The organism is Spirosoma lituiforme, assembly GCF_054776635.1.
Genome location: NZ_BAAHBO010000004.1, coordinates 187,219 through 208,454 on the forward strand (window position 1 = coordinate 187,219; position 21,236 = coordinate 208,454).

Here is a 21,236-nt window from a genome sequence, read left to right on the forward strand (position 1 = left end):
GACACGTCTGAGGCCATTCACCTACACCGCAATGCTGTTTTGGGAAATACCTATTTCAGTAGCCTGAACAGTTGCAAACCAGCATCATTGCGGGCCACCACAATCAAAACGCCCTGCGCCGTGCGTACCGGCCGGATATCGCGAATCTCTCCATTGAGCAGAAAAGCCGAGTTGACCGGTGAGAGCGTGACGAATTTCCCCTTGCCGTCATTGCGCAGAACCAGCCCGCAACTGGCGTCGTAACGCCCCTGGTAGGTACTTACACCGTAGAAATTGCCGCCCCCCAATACGTCCAGATCACCGTCATGATCAATATCAATGGCCTGTAGCGCAAATAGTTTCGATACCTGGGCCAGCATAGGGAGCTCATGAACAACAAATTTACCGTTTGCATTTTCCAGATAAACGGAAGCAAACTGATTAACTGTAAACTCCCCGGCTCCTTTCAGATCATCATCCGTAAGAACAGCATCGAGCGGCTTGCCAGCGAAGGATACATAGTCCGTAAATCGTTTATTGATAATGCTGGGCATTTGTTTACCCAATTCATCCTTAAACGCCAGCGGGAACCACGCGTCTTCCCGCTTATAGGCAATAATCTGCTCCGTACTCTGGTTGTTATCAACGTCTTTTATCCACATCCGCAGTTGCGAATCGGGGGCCTTCCGAAGTTTGGTATTGGTTCCCAGGTTACCCGCTACCAGATCAATGTCGCCATCGCGGTCAAAATCAGCCGCAATAATTCGCTGGAAGAAGCCGCTCAGGGGCGTATCAGCAATGGATTTTACGGCAGAAAGTGTTCCGTTATCGTTGGCAAAAACCTGAATCGGCATCCAGTCCCCCGCCACGATCAGGTCGACATCCTTATCGCCGTCATAGTCCGCCCAGACGGCGTCTGTCACCATACCGGCTTTACGCAGGTCAGGAGCCCGTTTATCAGTCTGGTCTGAAAAGTGTGGCTGACTACCCCTCTTGCCATCATTAATCAGTAAATAGGAATTGGGCGACTTTCCGTAAGCCATACCCACCACACGCCCCCCCACAAATAAGTCAAGATCACCATCGTTGTCAATGTCTACCGGCCGAACGCAGCTTTTGTTGTCGTACATGGGCGGAAGCGCATCCATTACCCGACTAAACTTACCCCGACCATCGTTCACGTAAAGCCGATCGAACTGCTCCGGCATTTTATTGTAGAACTCATTACCACCCGATACGACGTATAAATCCAGATCCTTGTCGCCATCGGCATCGAAGAAAACAGCATCCACGTCTTCATATACTGAGTCTTTTTGGATGTCGGGTTGTGTCGACAAGCCAAATTTGCCATTTGGTTGCTGAATCAGTAAGCTACCCGCCTGCCAGCGAGCGCCACCGGCATATATGTCGTCCAGACCGTCGCCATTTACGTCACCCACGGCAAGGTGCGGCCCTTCGGTAGATACCTTGAACGGCATCAGCGACTCACGAACGAAGTCCAGGTAATCACCATTTTCCCGATGGCGATAAGGTATTGAATCCGCTTTTGTCACCTCTGCAAACATAGGCTTGCCCGTATCATCGGTGTAGCGGTACAGGGTGCCGTCCAACTGCGCGTTTTCTTGCCGAAGGGTTATGACCTGGTTGGTCCTGACATTCGTCTGAACCTCCATTCGACCGGTTGGCCAGATCACAATCAGCGAATCGATGGACGACCGCTTGCCCAGCCCAAACAGCAATTCAGGTGCCACCGACGATTCGAACCCCCGGGTGGGCATCAATTGCTGAAACTGCAATGAATCACCATACTTCAGGATAACTTTGGCCCCTATGCCGAACGTATTCAGGGAATTACCGGTAAGCTTGATCGTCAGATGGGTGTTAGCCGGAAACAATGTCGTTGCCTCGTTTCGGTATAGCCCGGCGGGATCGTTTATGTTATTTGTAATGAGGTCCAGATCGCCATCGTTGTCCAGATCAGCGTAAGCAGCCCCGCAGGAAAGCGTCGGCATTTCGAAACCCCAGACTACCGACTTATCATCGAACTGAAGGCTGGAGGTTCCGCGATAGAGGTAATTATGTACTTTTCCCTCGGGCATCAGTTGAATTGCTTTTTCGTCCAGTTTCGACGACACACTCAACGCCTTTTGTAATGATTCACTGGAAACGTATTTGATGTAGTCGAGATTATTCGGTCGGCGCGCAATGCCGTTGGCAACGAACAGATCTTTAATGCCGTCATTGTCGTAATCAGCCAGCAAGGGAGACCAGCTCCAGTCGGTGGCGGCTACCCCGGCCATCACGCCAATATCCACGAATTTCTTGCCGGATAAACTAAGTTGCAGGCAGTTACGGCTATACTGGTTCATGTAGCCATACGAAAGCTTGTATCGATATGTGTCCAGAGGATCTTCGCCCTGCGATGACTTCTCGACAGCCTCGTCAGCCGGATACATATCGAGGGTCATGACATCCGGAAAACCATCATTATTTACATCGGCGATATCGTTTCCCATCGAGAACCGACTTGTATGCGCAAACGCCTGACGAACGGACTCCACAAAGCCCCCTTTGTGGTTATTGACGTAGTAGTAATCATCCTCGTGAAAGTCGTTGCACACATACAGGTCTTCCCAGCCATCGTTGTTGAGATCGGCAACGGATATCCCCAGACCATAGCCCATGGCAGCGCCAAAAATACCCGCCTGATCACTCACGTCCGTAAAATGTGCCTGACCAGCTTTAATCCCGTCGTTACGAAATAAGTAATCGCCCGATTCGCGATTCCGGTTAGTACGCGTTGACACGTTGTCGAAACTGCGGGATGTGTGGACCGCATGATTCAGCAGAAAGCAGTCCAGATCTCCATCATGATCGTAATCAAAGAAAGCCGCCTGGGTAGAGAAACCGGCAAACGCCAGCCCGTATTCGGCAGCTCGTTCTGTGAATGTTGGGATACCATCCTTACCCGGCCCATTGTTGATGTAGAGTTCATTAACCCCTTTCAACCCTTTAAACTGATTGACGGCACACACGTATATATCGAGCCACCCATCGCCATTAATATCGGCCATGGTTACGCCCGTTTGCCAGTCGGCCCGGCCTGCGGTGCTGCTTTGGGTCGTTACATCGGTAAAGGCAAACTTCCCCTTGTTCAGGTAAAGCTTGTTGGACCCCTGATTAGAAACGAAGTAGAGGTCGTTCAGGCCATCGTTATTCAGATCACCGGCAGCCACCCCCCCACCGTTGTAGAAATACAGATAATCCAGAATAGATAGGCTGTCGGTGTTGTGTAGTGCATTGCGGAAGCCAACCCCCGTTTTCGTCGAATCCAGTGCCTGAAAAAGCGGCTTTTCAGGCGCCGTTGGATTCGACGAACAACCGGCAAGGGCCAGAGCGAAAGCGACGAAACTACCTAGATACCGTATCATGGTTTGCCGCCTTTCGAGATCGAGAATACCTGGGCACGATCATTGTTTTTGGCCAATACGATGAACTGACTTCCGTTGGCGCTACGGATGGGTAGCATACGCCGAATTTGCCCGCGGACGAAGAAGCCGGTTTGCTCGGGCTTTGTGCCGGTGAATCTCAGTTTACCATCACCCGATTTACCGTTTCCGAGCAGCAATAAACCGTAATTGGCATCATACCGGCCGACTTCAGTCAGTACATCGAAGAAGTTACCCGTTAAGAGGATGTCAGTCTTTCCATCGTGGTTGTAATCGCCGGTCAGGATGGCCTGAATGGGTGACGTCTGCGCCTGAATTGGCAGGGCTTCGATTGTAAAATTTCCTTTGCCGTCATTGATCAGAATGGATGTTTCTCCCATCTGGGCGGTCCGCACGGTCATTCCCTCACGCTGCTGCGCCGAAAAGATATCCTCAAACGTGGCTTTCGCATAATCGGTATGCTTGATGTACTTGGTCTTGATGGATGGAATCCGCTTTTGTAAATCAGGTTTCTGAACCACCACGCACTCATGGGCTTTGCCGTCCGGGCCGGGCCGGTAGCAGGTAATGATCTGTTCGTAAGAGCCGTTCCGGTCAAAATCATTACCGTACAAATGAGCGGGCTGCGCATCCGACGCCATTAATCGGCTGTTGAGACCCAGGTTGCCGAGCACAAAATCCGTGTCCCCGTCGCCGTCGAGATCGGCGGCATGAACCGTGTTCCACCAGCCGCCCGTACTGGCCAGCACATTGTTCTCAATACGTTCAAATCCTTTTCCCTGTTTGTTCTTCAGAATGGTTATGGGCATCCAGTCGCCTACCAGTATCAGATCAGGGTATTTGTCATGGTCAATATCGGCCCAGACGGCGTCTTTCACCATACCAATCTCTTTGGCAAATGACATGAACTCCGGCGTTGCTTTCCTGAAATTTCCTTTCCCGTCATTCACCATGAACAACTGATCAGGATTCTGGCCGTACTGCCCCGAAACCATCCGGCTACCCACGAACAGATCCAGATCGCCATCCAGATCGAAATCGGCAGCCGCAACGCAGGAATTGTTGTTCAAACTGCGGGGCATGGTTCGGTCCCAGGTGAGATTTCCTTTGCCATCGTTCCGGTAAAACCGGTCAGCCAGGTAGGTAATATCGTCAAATTCATTGCCGCCCGTTGCCACGTACAAATCCAGGTCTTTGTCACCATCAGCGTCAAAAAAGGTAGCAGCTACATCTTCGGAATAGATAGCATCCAGCAGAAACGGCTGTTTTTGAAGAGCAAATGTGCCCCCCGGCTGTTGGACGTACAAAGACCGGGGCATGTTGGCCGCCCCACCCAGAAAAACATCCTCCAGGCCATCTCCATTAATATCCCCTACCGCCAGAGCAGGGCCTTCGCGGGAGAGCAGTTGTTTCAGCAAGCCATCCCGGTTATAGTCCACAAAGTCATTTTCCTTGTGCACATAATCAAGCTTGACGGCCTGCGTTACATCGGCAAACAGGCGTGTAGCCGGGTTTGGCTTAGCAGCCGGCAGCACCAGTTGATCCGCATTTTTGTAGGCGAGTTGTAACGTTGTATTGATCCCAGGTTTGCGAATGACCTGTTTCTTATCGACGCCGTTGAAACGATCAGGCCAGATGACAACGAGTGAGTCAATAACCGGCGGCTTGCCTGCTACACTGCTGCCTAAACCAAACACCATAGTCAGGTCTACCGACGATTGAAACCCCCGATTGGGCATCTGTTGAAGGTACTGCATTTCCTGTCCCTGGTAAACGTACACTCTGGCGCCAATGGCGTTCAGGTTTTGGCCACCTCCCTTGAGCTGTACGCGCAGAAACGCCTTCTTATCGTTTTCTACCGAGGTGTTTTTGTAGATCGACACGGGCGAATTGTTGTTATTAACCACCAGATCCAAATCACCGTCGTTATCCAGATCACCATAAGCCGAGCCATTCGAGAAATTAGGCTCACCCAGCCCCCAGTCGGCGGCTTTGTTTTCGTATTGCATCCCGTTGCCGGTATTCCGAAAGGCGTAGTTCGGCAGGGGGCTGGAACTCATCTTGTCGACGTAGTTTTTGTAATCGAACTTTCTGGTGCCCTGAATCATGGATTGCAGGTCAGGATTATCGGCCAGATAAGCGATGTAATCCTGGTCGGTCAAATCCTTTAGAATACCGTTGGCCACGAATACATCTTTTTTGCCGTCCATGTCCATGTCGAACAGCAAAGCTCCCCAGCTCCAATCGGTGGCGCTGGTTCCTGCCATGCGACCGATTTCCGAAAAGGTGCCGTCGCCATTGTTGAGGTGAAGCATATTTCGGGAATCCTGGTGGTGAAAATCGCGGGTTTCCTTGAGCTCGTTCAGCTCATAGCTATCAAAGGCCGTCGTTGTTTTGAGCCGGTAATCGTCGTCTGGCAGCATATCCGTGACGAAGATGTCCAGATTACCATCGTTATTGACATCGGCAATGTCGGCACCCATCGATGCCAGGCTGATATGCCCCATTTCATTCTCAATGTCTTCCCTGAAGGTACCGTTCTTCTGGTTTATGTAAAGGTAATCGCGCTCGTAGAAATCGTTCGAGATATAAATATCCGGCCAGTTGTCGTTATTCACGTCACCGATCGTAATGCCTAGTCCAAAACCGATCAGGCTGCCATAAATGCCCGCTTCGGCGCTTACGTCTTTGAACGGCTTACCCGGCCCGTCATTGCGAAATAGTTTGTCCCCGCCCAGCCGGTCGCGGGTATCGCGCATGTTGGCGAACCCCAGCCGATCCATAGGGGTAAAGCTGTTATTGAGCAGGTACATGTCCAGGTCGCCATCGCGGTCATAATCGAAGAAGGCGGCATGCGTCGAGAAGCCCCCATCGAACAATCCATACTCTTTGGCTTTTTCGACAAAGGTGGGTACCCCGTTTTTGATGCCCTGGTTGATGTATAGTTGATTACCCCGCTCATCCCGACTACCCGAATTGCAGACATAAATATCCAGTAGCCCATCACCATTGACATCCGCAAACGTAACGCCCGTCGACCAAAATTTCTTCCCGATAATTCCTGCCTTCGCGGTAACATCCTCGAACTTCATCCCGCCTTTGTTGACGTACAGTTTATTAGCTTCGAAGTTAGACGTCAGGAACAGGTCGGGCAGACCATCGTTGTTCACGTCGCCAATCGCGACGCCCCCCCCATTGTAGAAATTACGGTAGTTGAAGATATTGAAGTTTTTTTTGTCCAGACTCCGGTTCACAAAATCCACACCCGTTTCGGAAGCGGGTAAACTCTCGAAAAGTGGTTTGGGGTCTGTATGACATGCCAGCAGTCCACCCAGGCAGATGGCCAGCAAGCCTAATTTCTTATTCATCTGTTTGGTTAATTTATCAAGCTACGTGTTCAATCGAGACGACCAGCGCATTGGGTAGGCACTCCTCTTCTACCGAGGTTTCTGCCTGAAGGTCAGGATCTTTTCTCCATTGACACCAACAATAATATAGTCGTCTACTTTTTTTGCGTCGCGCACGTCGCCCCGTACCGAAAGGCCGGTTTCCTGCGATGAGCGTTCGCTAAACTGCCAGTTCCCATCGTTGTGCAACAACAGTCCATGATTGGCATCTACTTTGCCGATACGCAATCGCATGCGGGAATTGTTGCCCATCAGCAGCAAATCCGGTTTTTTATCGTGATCAATATCATCCACCAGAATACTGTAAACAGGAGCGTACTGAGCTACTGCCGGAAGAGGATGAGCGATGAACTCCCCATCGTTGTTTTCCAGAATGATCGTTCTCAATTCATTTATCTGCCTGGTTTTGGCCTGACGGAGCTGATTTTCGTCGAAGCAGTCGCTAAGGGTAGCATCGGCATACGCCTGGTAAGTGGTGAAACGCTTCCGTAACGATGGTACCTGCTCACAAATCTCATCGCGCGAGTAGGCCGGGTACGCCTTCCCCTGAACGGTGTAACTCATAAAAAAATCGAGCGTACCATTCTGGTCGAAATCGTCGTAGGTCAACATAGCCGGTTGGTCTTCACTGGCCTTTATCTGCGTGTTCAGACCCAGGTTGCCAACAATCAAATCATCGTCCCCGTCGCCATCCAGATCGGCCTTTTCAATTCGGTTCCACCAACCAGCCAGATTATCGTAAGTCTTCTGGTTTTTGGTTGACAAGTTTCCCCGCTGGTTCAACAGAACCGTAACGGGCATCCACTCCCCAACGATTACCAGATCAGGCCAGCCGTTTTTATCAACATCCAGCACGGCTGCATCCGACACAATGCCCAACTGACCAAGCGACTGCTTTTTGAAGTTTCCTTTCCCGTCATTGATCAATAGAAAGCTCTCATCGGCTGCCGGAAATTTAAACGGACGAACCGACCCACCCACGAATAAATCCGAATCGCCATCGCGGTCAATATCAATCACGTTGACGCAACTCCCGTTTTCAGTTTCGGCGGGTAAGTCTTTAGCCACAAAGGTACCTTTGTTATTGAGCCAGAGTTGGTCCTGCCGCTTTTCGGCCTCTCGAACGCTGTAACCGCCGTTGACCACGTACAGATCGAGTTGTTTATCACCGTTTACATCAATCAGCACCGCATCCGTATTGGTTCCGCCCAGCATATCCGGCAAGGGGGTCGCTTTGAATGAACCGGTAGCATCCTGGTAAAACAGTTGCCCTTGTTGCAACCTGTTACCCCCCACAAATAAGTCCATCAGTCCATCGTTGTTCACGTCGCCGGTGGCCATGCGGACGCCAGTAGCAGCATACTGAATAGGCAATAGAATCTGCTGATCGAAGTTGTTTGTCGAATCGAGTTTGTGCGTAAACTCAATAGCATTAACCGCTGAAAAAAGTTGATTGCCTGGGCGAGTCGGCGCGGGCAGTCCGCCGGTTCGTGCCTGGCGGTAATCGAGCGTCATCGTTTGATTAGGAGTTACATTGGAGAGTACCTGCGCTTTGCCATCCGGCCAGCGCACGGTAATCTGCATTCCTTTAGTCTCTGGACCGGTTCCAAACAGCAGATCGCCATGACTACAGGACTCAAATCCCCGCGTCGGGAAGTACTCCTGCACCTGTTGCTGTTTATCGACCCCGACAGTTACCGTAGTGCCAATACCAAATGGATTTCGGGACGGGCCTTTCAGTCGGATAGTCAGGTAATTTGTCGGGGCGGCTTCCTGGGTATTGTTCCGATAAATTCGGGCGGGTTCGTTCAGGTTGTTTGTAATGAGGTCCAGATCGCCATCGCCGTCTAAATCGGCGTAAGCGCAGCCATTGGAGATCGTGGGGCCATCGAATCCCCAGGCAACCTGTTCATTCGTGAACGTCAGGTCATGGTTATTTCGAAAAATATAGTTTTTCGTTTGGGTCGATGGCATTTGCTTGATCTGGTCGAGCACAGATCCACCCGCCTGACGAGCCGCGTTATCATCGGAAAATTTGACAAAATCAGCATTGGTAAAATCGCGTAGCGTACCATTGCTGACAAAAATATCTTTGTAGCCATCGAGGTCAAAATCGGCCAGTACAACGCCCCAGCTCCAATCGGTACCCGACACACCCGCTAACTGACCGATTTCAGCGAACTCGCCATTAGGCTGCTGAATCTGGAGCATATTTCGCATGTTCTGATGCCAGAAACCATTTTTCAGCTGGGCCTGGTACACATTCCAGTTGTCTGGCCAGGGCAATAACTTCTGACGAGCGTTGCTCTCTGGCAGCATGTCCAGTGTCATGATGTCGGGACGGGCATCGTTGTTCAGGTCAGCAATATCGGCACCCATAGCCGAATAAGACGTATGATCGATCCGGCTCCGCAACTCGTCCCGAAACGTACCATCTCCCTGATTTATGTAGCAATAGTCATCCTCAACAAAGTCGTTTGTAACGTACACGTCGGGGTATCCATCGCGGTTAATATCCGACACCGAAACGCCGAGTCCGAAGCCTAACGGATTCCCTTTAATGCCCGCCTGTTCGGATACATCCGTAAAGTGAACGGACGTGACTAACCCATCTTTACTATCATTTCTGAATAGTTTATCCCCCGCATTATAATCCCGTTGGGCTCGCACAACCGCGGCTTCCTTACGTTGAAAATTCTTTAAATTATGATTGATAAGAAAGCAATCCAGATCGCCATCCAGGTCATAGTCGAAAAAATTAGCCTGCACCGAGTAGCCCGAATCAGCTAATCCGTACTCAGCGGCCCGGTCGGTAAAGGTTAGGTTATGGTTGTTGATGAACAGTTGATTTTTGCGGAGCGAATCGGGTCGTAACCCTCCATAGCAAACATAAATATCCAGCCAGCCATCCGCGTTCACATCGGCTAGCGTAACGCCCGTTTTCCAGCCACCCACGCGGCCGGCTACCCCCGCTTTTATGGTTATGTCATCGAAAGCAAATCCGCCTTTGTTAATGAATAGTTTATTGGCGACCTGATTCCCCGTATAATACAGATCTAATTTGCCATCATTATTAAGATCGCCGGCAGCCACTCCCGCTCCATTATAGAAATATTCAAATGTCAGTACATTTTCCTGTTCTGTTTCAGTCAACTGATTTGTAAACCCAACACCTGTTTCTGCCGGATCAGTAACGACAAATCGGGGTTTATTATCACGACAGGCGACGCAGGCAAGAAGACTAAGAACGAAGATAACAACTTTCATTGGCCAATAAACGCTATCGAATAAGGCGTATTGCGATGGGGGTGAAAACAAAACAGCAGCCCGATACTGGGCTGCTGTTCTGTCAATCAAATCAGACTAGCTTAGTACCCGGCATTCTGCGGTTGCAGATTAGGGTTACTGTCGATAGCCTGTTGTGGGAATGGGAACAACACAGCCGTATCAGGCGATTTGGTTGGGCGCTGATCAACTGGGTTCGTGAATACACCAAAGCGAATCTGGTCGCTCCGGCGCCAGCCTTCCCAGTACAACTCACGACCACGTTCGGCCAGAATAGCCGTCAGATCAACCGTTGTCAAGGAAGATGCACCCCGCGTTGTACGCAGGTTGTTCACAATAGTAGCAGCCGTCTGCCCCTGCGGATCGGTACCGCCCCGCGCAATTGCTTCCGCTTTCATCAGCAGAACGTCGGCATAACGCAGCAGGACATAATCATTCGTTGGGTTGTTGTAGCTAAGCGGATTTGGCAGGTATTTGATGACCCGGATACCGGCAACTTCGTTGGCCAGAGCAATATTGACCGATGGCGTAAAGACCAGCGGATTACCGCTGCGGTCTTTCAGCGGAACCAGCGCGGTGCTTCCCGATGCAGGAGCGCCATACTGCTGACCAACCTGAAAGCCAGCCGTCATACCTGTCTGGGGCGTCAGATCGGATGGTGATGCCCCCCGGCGTTCGTCAGCAGCTTCGAAGCTGTTGTAGAAATCGGCCAGCGTCGTAAAACCATTCCAGGCACCAATGTACTGGTTGTAGTGCTCCGTCATGAAATAACGGTTCTGTACGCTACCTGGCTGAGCCGTTGAGGTATTCTGAATCGTTAAGATCAATTCCTGCGAGCGGGAGTCATTTTCCCAGTGGAAGCTATCGAAGTACTTGCCTTTCGATGTCAACGCAAACTTAGCTGACGAGATCACCTGATTGGCGAAATAAACCGCCGAATCCATGTCTGTCTTCGCGAAGGTATAAGGACCTGCCGGACTGGATGGCGAGTTGTTGTAAACGGCCCGGTTCAGGTACATTTTAGCCAGCATAGTCGCGGCCGCTTCTTTGGTTGCGGTGTTTGCTGTTGCCGTCGTATACGTAGGCAGCGCATTGAAAGCCGCACGCAAATCAGCAATAGCGAAGTTAGACGCAGCCTGACGGCTTAGTACGGCTGGATTGGCATCGGCAGCATCCGTTACTTGACGAACCGGTGTTCGGCCAAACAAATCAACAATGTAAGACGTGAAAAAACCACGCAGAAATTTAGCCTGAGCCACTAACGACTGATTCGATCCGGCAGCATAAACGGCCTGCGTAGCCCGGAATGCGCCCGTGTTCAAATCGTTCCAGGCGTTCAACACCTCTACGTGCTGGGAGTCCCAGGTGTGTTGGTGCAATTTGCGCCATACACCAAAGTCGTCCCAGTCCGTACCGCGTGTTGGCCCCATCATTTCATCCGATGGGTGCTCCTCCAGTGCATAGGCCCGGCCCTGGCTGTTGGCAATCGGGTACAAAGCCGTATAAGCGCCCTGTAATGTAGCAGCCGGATCCAGCGTAATAGCGCCGGGGGTTGCATCAGTCGATGAAAGCGAGCCAAACACTTTATCGTCCAGGTTGGTACAGCCATTGATACCAAACGAGCCAACCAGCAGGGTAGTCGTCAGGATTCCAATGGTCTGGTATTTAGATACGTTCATGTTGTATAAAAAATTAGTGTGTTGTGGCCTTCTATTCGTGCGTCAACCAATATGGTTAATACGTACGGCCCGAAGGCCTTCAAGCTTGCTTAAAATCCAAGATTTAATCCCAGTGTTACTGTACGGGGCGTTGGGTACGGCGTGTAGTCGATACCCAGCGATGGAATACCATTACCATTGCTGTTAAACGTAACCGTGTTAACATCTGGATTCAACCCGGTATAGCCAGTAAAGATGAACAGGTTCTGGCCAGTGAGCGATAACGAAAGCGACTTGGCAAAGCCACCCTGGGGTAAATCAAACCGACGCGAAATGGTCAGGTTCGTAATCCGCACGTAGTCGCTTTTCTCCAGGAAACGGGTCGATACCGAGGCTGGATTCAATCCGTTCTCTGAGCTGTTGGCTACATCATACGTTACGTTACCAGCGTTTTTGAGGGCACCTTTAGCGAATAATGCGTTAGCCGTGTTGTTATAGATTTTCCCGCCAAACTGACCATTCACGAACAAACTGGCCGTCCACTGACCAAATGTAAAGTTGTTGGTCAGACCAAGGCGTAGTTTAGCAAACGGACTTCCCTGGTAGTTAGCACGGCCATTATCGGCGTAGGTTGCGTATCCATTGGCATCATAGCCTGTGAAGGTTGGAATGAAGAAGGCAAATGGTGGGTAACCGCTTGTAATGCGTTCGGCATAAGCACCCGATAGCCCTTGTCCACTAATGCCCCCCACGGCCTGATCCGTACCGATGTTCTGTGCCTTCACATCAACTGTGGTCAGGTTAAACAATGCCTCCCAGCCAAACTGCTGTTTCTGGAAAACCTGGTAGGTTAAGTTCAGCTCTATCCCTTTGCTGATAATTTCACCTGGCAGGTTGATCCATTTGTAGTTAACCGGAGCAGGTTGTGCATAGAACACCTGTAACAGTGTGTTCGAACCAGCCCGGTGGTAGTAGTCAATCGAACCAGCCAGTCTGCCCTTCAGCACACTAAAGTCAACACCGACACCCGTCGTCGTATTCTGTTCCCACTTCAGATCCGGATTCGGGTTATTCTGCTGAATTTGAGAACCCGTGTTGTTGTAGGTATAGATGATTTTCGATGCACCACCCGTAAAGTCCTGGTTACCCACGATTCCGTAGTTAGCGCGGAGTTTCAGATCGTCAAAGATATTCTTTGGGATGAACTCCTCCTGCGACAGACGCCAGGCAGCCGCCACGGACGGGAATGTTCCGTATTTGTTGTTGATACCGAAACGCGACGAACCATCTACCCGAACCGTTGCCGTTAAGAGGTATTTCTCTTTGAGGTTATAGTTAGCCCGGCCAAAGTACGACTGCAGGTCGTTCTGGTTCCGGCTCGAACCACCACCAATGGCTGTTCCTGTCAGGGTATTAGCCGATCCGATATTATCGGCATAATCAATGACCGACTCATTGAAGGGGAAACGACTGGCCGCTATGTAACTCGTCCTGGTCCCGAACGTCTGGTAAGCAAAACCGGCTACCGCTTCGAGCGCACCAGGACCAACGTTTTTGTTGTAGTTAACCGTATACTCGACCAGTTTAGACAGGCGGCTCAGGTTATTGATGTAAGCCGCTCCACCCGGCGAACCAGCAGGTGCATATACCTGGTTTGTTACAGAGCCCAGAGGAACCGTAAACTGACCATTCAAACGCGAGTCGATCGTGGTTGTCCGGGTTGAAGTAGAGTTGTCGATACCGAAGTTTGCTTTAACTGATAAGCCATCCAGAATAGTCCAGGTAGCACTCAAATTAGCCAGTGTCCGGTTCGTAACCCCTCTATCGTGGTAATAATCTAGCATCGCCCGTGGGTTACGATATGCACCACCCGCTAATTGATAATAAGCCGTGTCACTACTGTTTGAAAAGACCGGATAAGTAGGATTGGCCTTAATCATAGCTCCAAACAGGTTTCCTAAGGCACCAGCCTGGTTACCGGTCAGGGCATATTGGTCTACTACCGACGAGGTGGTTGCATTAACGGCTACCGTTACTTTCTTGTTGAACAGATCTTGTGATGCGTTGATACGACCCGTAATCCGTTGCTGACCCGTTCCTTTTACAAGCCCCTGCTGATCCTGGTAACCTAGGGAGAACAGGTAGCGTGTATCGTTGGTACCACCACCGAAACTGGCATTGTAAATCTGAGATACACCCGTACGAAGTATCTGATCCTGCCAGTTCGTAGACGCACCAGCATTAACGGTCGATAATGTTGGATCGCCACCCGCTGCTTTTACACCAGCCAGGAAATCGGTAGCTGAGAGCAGATTGTACTTCTTCAACGATGTCGATACAGCGGCAGAAGCCGAGAAATTGAATTGCGGTGCACCCGCTTTTCCTTTCCGGGTTGTGATCAGAACAACGCCATTGGCACCCCGTGCTCCATAAATGGCGGCAGCCGACGCATCTTTCAATACCGAGATGTTTTCGATATCGCTTGGGTTAAGAAAAGACAGGGGGTTACGAGCCGTTGTCGAGCCTGTACCAAAATCCGGTGTCCCGCTGCTGAAGTCACCCCCATCGAGAGGAACTCCGTCAATTACGTACAACGGTGTATTACCACCGCGTAGCGATACAGCACCCCGAATCTGGATGTTGTTGGCAGCGCCTGGCTCACCACTGGCTGGCGTGATTTGTACACCCGCTACACGACCCTGCAGCAACTGTTCGGGCGACGCAATAACCCCTTTGTTGAAGTCTTTCGGCCCTAACGTAGCTACCGAACCGGTAACGTCTTTCGCTTTTTGCGTACCATAACCAACAACAACTACTTCCTGCAGCGCTTTGGTATCGTCGACGAGTTTGACATCCACAGTAGATTTGGTACCAACACTAACTTCCTGCGTTGTGTAGCCAATGAAGCTAAGGATGATCGTGGCATTATCAGCCACATCCGTCAGGGTATACACACCATCTGCATTTGTGTTTGTTCCCCGTGTCGTTCCCTTAATCTGAACGCTCACTCCCGGTAAGCCGAAACCAGTTGGGTCCGTTACTTTCCCCGTCACAGTACGTCCCTGTGCCCACGCTGCGGTATTTCCTAACAGCAGCACCATTACGAGCATCGCCAGAAAGCCAAAGAAAGCCTTTTGGTTGGATACCTGAGGCTGGCGTTTGCCAACCTGACCTACGTTACCACCGAAGTGACTCAATTTGTAGGATTTGTCCATCATAGGTTTACAGTAAAAATGAATAGATATTTATTCTTCGTTTAGTTAAGCTTTACCAGTTACTTCTACCTCGTCTCCAGCTTATTCGACCGGGCCCAAAAGGGTGCATTCGGGCACTGTGTTCTATCAACTTGGCGAGAAATTATTGAATAAAACCTGAACCATTTGGCGAATTACACCAGGATAAGACGAAAATACAAATGAAATGTGGTTAAAATTTAAGTAATTCTTGCCAAAATTGTATCAAAATAAATGTTAAAATAAAACAGCATTTTTATATTATTCTAATTTATAATAGTACATTGTATTTTATTAAAACCTATCTGTCAATACGTTACGATATAAACCAAAGAAGCTAAACTATAATTTTATTTGTAAACACCCCCCACCTATTTTTTACTCTACGAACTCAAAAAAATGTAGTATTTACGCCTACTTTTGTCTAACTATTTCGTTGCCTGACTGTCAATACGCTGTTTGTGTGCTTCTATGAGTGCTGACCTCCTTAAAAATCTTGCCAGCCAGTTAACTGGCGATCTCTTCGATGATACCACGTATCGTACCCTTTACGCGACCGATGCCTCGGCCTATCGGGAGATGCCAGCCGCGGTGGCCATACCTAAAACAGTCGATGACCTTAAAACACTGATTGCTTTTGCGAATGAGCATAAAACAGCCCTGATTCCTCGTACGGCAGGCACATCGCTGGCGGGTCAGGTAGTAGGCAGCGGCATTGTTGTCGATGTGTCGAAGCATTTTACTAAAATACTGGAAATCAATACCGAAGAACGGTGGGTACGCGTACAACCGGGCGTTATTCGTGATGAGTTGAACCAGTTTCTTAAGCCTTACGGTCTGTATTTTGGTCCCGAAACGTCGACGGCGAACCGGGCCATGATTGGTGGTATGGTCGGTAATAACTCGTGCGGCTCGAACTCGGTCGTGTATCGGGATACCCGGGAACATACGCGGTCCGTAAACGTGTTGCTGGCCGATGGATCGGAGGCTGAATTCGGTCCGGTCAGCGGCTGGGATTTTACCAAACAGGTCAGTGAAGCCAGTCGTAAGAATGGCTCGGCAACGCTGGCCGACAAAATTCTGTTAAAGGCAAATGCCATTTTGTCGGATGCCGATAACCAGGCAGAAATACGACGAAATTTCCCAAAAAAAACCATTGAACGACGCAATACAGGGTATGCGTTGGATGTCCTGCTCGATATGCAGCCGTTTACGCCGGAAGGTGAATCGTTTAACATGGCGAAATTGATTGCCGGTTCGGAAGGCACGCTGTGTTTCCTGACCGAAATCAAGCTGAATATTGTTCCTTTACCGCCTAAAGAAAACGGGCTGGTGTGTGTGCACTGTCACTCCATCGACGAAGCGTTGCGAGCTACCATAACCGCGCTCAAATACAAACCGTACGCGGTTGAACTGATTGACGATATTATTCTGGAGCGGGCCGATTCGAACCCGGAGCAGCGCAAAAACAGCTTCTTCGTCCAGAAGACGCCCACCGACCACTTCCCGATTATTCTGGTCGTTGACCTGTCCCGCGAAACACGGGCTGAAATCGAGGCACTTTCGGCAACCATGATTGCCGACATGCATGCTGCCAATATGGGCTATCATTACCCGCTGCTGTTCGGCGAGGATAGTAAGAAAATATGGACGCTCCGCAAGGCGGGACTTGGCTTGTTGGGCAACCTGCCCGGCGATGAAAAAGCTGTGGCGGTTATTGAAGATACGGCCGTTGATGTCAACGATTTACCCGATTACATCCGTGATTTTAACGAGATTCTGGCTAGGCATCACATGCACGCCGTGCATTACGCCCACGCGGGTTCGGGTGAGTTACATTTGCGGCCCATCATTAACCTCAAAACGGAAGAAGGGCACCGGCAATACCGGATGATCGCAGAAGAAATTGCCACACTGGTTAAGAAATACGATGGTTCGTTATCAGGTGAGCACGGCGACGGACGGCTTCGGGGCGAGTTTATCCCGCAGATGGTGGGTCCACACAACTACGAGTTGATGCGGCAAATCAAGCATACCTGGGATCCGGCGGGTATTTTCAATCCCGGCAAAATCGTAGAAACGCCCCCAATGGACACGTTTCTACGGTACGAAGCCGGCCAGCAAACGCCTGCGTTCAAAACGTACTTCCGGTATAAAGATCAGGACGTATTGCAACATGCAGAGCAGTGCAACGGCTCGGGCGACTGTCGTAAGACCCAGGCGTCGGGCGGCACTATGTGCCCAAGCTACATGGTCACCCGCGACGAAAAAGATACAACGCGGGCGCGGGCCAACATCCTGCGGGAAATGCTGACTCGCTCAACCAAGGAAAATCGCTTTGACCACGAGGAAATTAAAGCCACGTATGACCTCTGCCTGTCGTGCAAAGGCTGCAAGAGCGAATGCCCATCCAACGTAGATGTGGCCAAGCTGAAAGCGGAGTTTTTACAACACTATTACGAAGCAAACGGCATTCCGATCCGGTCGCGGCTGATCGCTAATTTTGCCCGTTTGTCCAGTCTGGCATCTATGGCGCCCTGGGCCTGGAACGGTGTTTTGGGTACGCCATCGCTCCGGCGCGTGGCCAATCGAATGGTCGGTTTCCACCCCGACAGAACGATGCCGATGATGGGCAAAACAACCCTGAAAAAATGGTTTACAGATCGGAACAACCAGCAAGTATCCAGGAGTAAACAGCCCTCGGGACGTTCCTTCCTGCTCTTTTGCGACGAATTCACCAACTTCAATGATGTTGAAGTCGGGCAAAAAGCCGTTCAGTTGATGGAGCGTCTGGGCTACACCGTCACCATTCCCCAGCATGGCGAAAGTGGTCGGGCCGCCTTGTCGAAGGGTATGCTTACGTACGCCAAAACACTGGCGGAGAAGAACATCCGCTTGCTGAAAGATGTCGTATCGGCCGAGACCCCGCTGGTCGGCTTAGAGCCATCAGCGATTCTGACCTTCCGCGATGAGTATCCTGACCTGGTCGATGAGTCGTTAATGGCGGATGCCAAACGCATCGCCGAGCATGCTCTGACGTTTGAAGAGTTTATCGCCCGTGAGCTGGATGCGGGTCATATCAAACCGGAACAGTTTACTACCGAAACGAGGCTTATTAAACTACATGGTCACTGCCAGCAAAAAGCGGTATCCTCGCTGGTTCCGGGCAAGAAGGCCTTGTCTCTGCCGAAAAACTATACTGTTCAGTTGATTCCGTCGGGCTGCTGCGGCATGGCCGGTTCATTCGGATACGAAGCCGAGCATTACGACATCTCGATGAAAGTTGGGGAACTGGTTTTGTTTCCAGCCGTTCGTCAACTACCGAATGAGGTGATTATTGCGGCTCCCGGCACATCCTGCCGCCACCAGATAAAAGACGGTACGAGTCGAAAATCACAGCACCCTGCTGAGATTTTATTCGATGCGCTTTTGTAAGTCATAACCTGGTTGTTCGAGGCATGGAGCTCATACAGACTATCCCTGTGTTTCATTGCCTTCAGTGAATGTTACCTGTGCATATAACCAGACTAATAGCTGTTTTCTGAGCAGGCGTGCAGGCACACTAAAAGAGCTTACTAAGGCACAATTTTTGTAGATATTTTCCCACTAAAAGGTTTCTATGGGAAAATATCTACACCTATTAACTATATGGCTATTTTTATCAACCGTTCTTTCTGCACAGAGCATTCCTCACCCCGATCTTCCACGCTGCGCCATTTCTGACTTAACCGAAAAGCAACGAAAAGAAATCAATGCGCAAGCCGCAAAGGCACTGGCTGCCAAAAGATCATCCAATGCCGCGTTTACCCGTATTACTTACGTACCTATTCGCCCGCACATTCTCCGGCGAAGCGACGGTACGGGTGGTATGTCGCTGACAACCCTTAACCAGGTTATGGCGGTTACCAACAGCTATTACCTGCTGAATGGGTTTGGAATACAGTTTTATTTCTGCGGAACCACGCCTGATTATGTCGACAACGACACCGAATACGATAGTTTCAGCAACGAAACGCTCGTGACCCAGGGGCACGACGCGACCAATGCCATGAACCAGTATTATGTGAACTCGTTTGCATCGGGTGCGGGTGGTTACGCCTATTATCCGGCTAACGACCTTTTCTCAACACGTTCATTCATCATGAACGAGGTTGGAAATGAAGAGGACATGGGCAATCGGCTCATACCGCATGAGTTGGGTCATAATTTCAACCTTGTTCACACGTTCGGGCAGCGTACCGAAACGGGTACACTGGGTTCAGGAACCACGCTCGAACTGGTGACCCGTGACGCCGGGGCTAACTGCACCACAGAAGGCGATTATGTATGCGATACACCCGCCGACCCTTACAATATTTCAGGAGCCAATCTCACGTATGCCAACGGCTGTCCACAATACGACCCAAACAGTACGGCCCGCGATGCCAACGGGCAGGCTTACAGCCCATCTATATCGAACATCATGTCCTATTATTTCCCCTGCGTACATGACTTCACCGCAGGGCAACATGACCGGATGCAGGCAGCGCTGGCCTTACGCCAAACCCACACGGCTTATTCGCTGAACTGTCCGTCAACTACGGTACCGGCACCAACCAATCTGGCGGCTTCCGTCCATAACAACAGCATTGTATTGACCTGGGAAGATAACGGCACGAATGAGATGGGTTATTTTATTGAACGTTCCAGCTCTCCCACGTCGGGTTTCTTACCGATTGGGGGCGTCGGGCCCGACGTGACTGCGTTCGCTGACACCAAAATGATCACGGCAGCAACTTACTATTACCGGGTCAAACCGTCGAACTCAACAACGGGAATAAGCAAAACAATAAGTATCAAAGCGCCAGTATGCCGTCCGGTGTTTGTCTATGCCTGTGATTATCCAGTAGGCTTTTCCAGGGTGTCGGTAAACAACGCTCCATTAAGCCAGGACTCCGGATGCTCACTCGATGGCTACGGGACTTTCACAACATCGACCACCGTTCTGGCCGGAACGTCAGTTTCCGTATCGGGCAACTTCCTATATGACAATTATAACCAGGGCGTAGCCATTTGGGCTGATCTGAACCGAGATGGTTTTTTCAACGACAGTCAGGGAGAGCGGCTGTTTCAATCAGCGAACAACACCGTTGTTGGACAATTTACGGGTGATATCTCTTTGCCAGCCAGCTTATCGGCGGGTGCGTTATCCATCCGGGCTGTAACTGTTTACAATTCTGTGCCCGATAACTCCTGCGGAACATATTATTATGGCGAAGCTGAAGATTACACCTTGAATGTGGTTAGTCCGGTCTCTCCTTCGGCCGACTTGAGCCTATCGCTGCAAAGCAACAGTCGAATACTGGTCAACAATCAGCCGGTTAGTTACTCACTAACCATACACAATGCCGGGCCTGACGACGCGACGGGCATTAGCTGGCAAAATCAGCTACCAGCTTATATGAAATTTACCGGGGGCGATGCCAGTGTGGTAGACTCCGGCACGGCCATCAGCAGCAGTAATTTGTCATTGGCAAACGGCCAGTCCGCTACGTTCGCTTACCAGCTTCAACCAACGCAGGAGGGTACCTTCGTGAATGCGGCTCAGATTATGACCAGCAATTTGCCCGATCCGAATAGCCAGCCAGGATCAGGTACGGGCGACGGTCAGGACGACGCAGCATCTATCGATAGTCGTACTTCAGCCAGTGCCAGCAGTGTGTACAGTTCACCAAATCCGAATCAGGTGCCTCTGCCCACCGTTTCATCCAGTCAGCCCGCGCCCGATCCGGCCAAAGCGGATTTATCCCTGACCATGACCGTCAATCAGCGTACACCTGCCCGAGGCCAGCCGATAGTTTTTACCATCACAATTCGTAATGCAGGTGGTTTAACCGCGACCAATATTGTTGTTCGTGATACGCTGCGCGGACTGACTCCCACCGGATCATCGCCAGGCTTCGATGTGGTAGGTACAGGCGGAAACTACGTTATTGTTGAAGGAAAAATTGCCTCGCTGGCGGCCAATGCCAGTACGCAACTCGTCTTTACAGCTATGGCAACGTCTGCCGGATACACGACCAATCTGGCTCAGATCTGGTCATCGGACGTTGCTGACCCAGATTCGCGACCGGGCTCCCTAACGCCAGCGGCCAATAACCTCAATGGCGAAGACGATGTGTCCTGGATAGATCTGCGCGTGGGGTTACCCTGACCAGGATCTATTGCAGCAACGCTGAAAAGCAA

General features: G+C 50.6%; 7 protein-coding genes. 2 read left to right on the plus strand and 5 right to left on the minus strand.

Annotated features, from left to right (window positions below; genetic code table 11):
• Positions 1 to 50: 50 nt before the first annotated feature.
• The 5 genes from ACYU87_RS16315 to ACYU87_RS16335 all read right to left on the minus strand — a co-directional run bounded on the left by ACYU87_RS16315 (position 51) and on the right by ACYU87_RS16335 (position 14,996).
• Complete coding sequence (locus ACYU87_RS16315; RefSeq protein ID WP_461135145.1) at positions 51 to 3,410, minus strand: VCBS repeat-containing protein; 3,360 nt, start codon at positions 3,408 to 3,410, stop codon at positions 51 to 53.
• Positions 3,407 to 6,796, minus strand: coding sequence for a VCBS repeat-containing protein (locus ACYU87_RS16320; protein ID WP_461135146.1), 3,390 nt, complete (start codon positions 6,794 to 6,796; stop codon positions 3,407 to 3,409). The genes ACYU87_RS16315 and ACYU87_RS16320 overlap by 4 nt, the downstream gene beginning before the upstream one ends.
• A 69-nt stretch (positions 6,797 to 6,865) precedes the next feature.
• Complete coding sequence (locus tag ACYU87_RS16325) at positions 6,866 to 10,102, minus strand: VCBS repeat-containing protein (protein ID WP_461135147.1); 3,237 nt, start codon at positions 10,100 to 10,102, stop codon at positions 6,866 to 6,868.
• Positions 10,103 to 10,203: 101 nt separating this feature from the next.
• Positions 10,204 to 11,799 (minus strand): RagB/SusD family nutrient uptake outer membrane protein, encoded by a 1,596-nt coding sequence (locus ACYU87_RS16330; protein ID WP_461135148.1) that lies wholly within the window; start codon positions 11,797 to 11,799, stop codon positions 10,204 to 10,206.
• An 89-nt stretch (positions 11,800 to 11,888) separates the two neighbouring features.
• On the minus strand, positions 11,889 to 14,996 hold the full coding sequence (locus tag ACYU87_RS16335; RefSeq protein WP_461135149.1) for a SusC/RagA family TonB-linked outer membrane protein: 3,108 nt from the start codon (positions 14,994 to 14,996) through the stop codon (positions 11,889 to 11,891).
• A 486-nt stretch (positions 14,997 to 15,482) separates the two neighbouring features.
• Between ACYU87_RS16335 and ACYU87_RS16340 the strand changes: the two genes are divergently transcribed.
• Together ACYU87_RS16340 and ACYU87_RS16345 are read left to right on the plus strand one after the other, a co-directional pair.
• Positions 15,483 to 18,446, plus strand: a complete 2,964-nt coding sequence (locus ACYU87_RS16340) for an FAD-binding and (Fe-S)-binding domain-containing protein (RefSeq protein ID WP_461135150.1) — start codon at positions 15,483 to 15,485, stop codon at positions 18,444 to 18,446.
• A 184-nt stretch (positions 18,447 to 18,630) separates the two neighbouring features.
• Positions 18,631 to 21,204, plus strand: coding sequence for a GEVED domain-containing protein (locus tag ACYU87_RS16345; RefSeq protein WP_461135151.1), 2,574 nt, complete (start codon positions 18,631 to 18,633; stop codon positions 21,202 to 21,204).
• Positions 21,205 to 21,236: the final 32 nt, after the last annotated feature.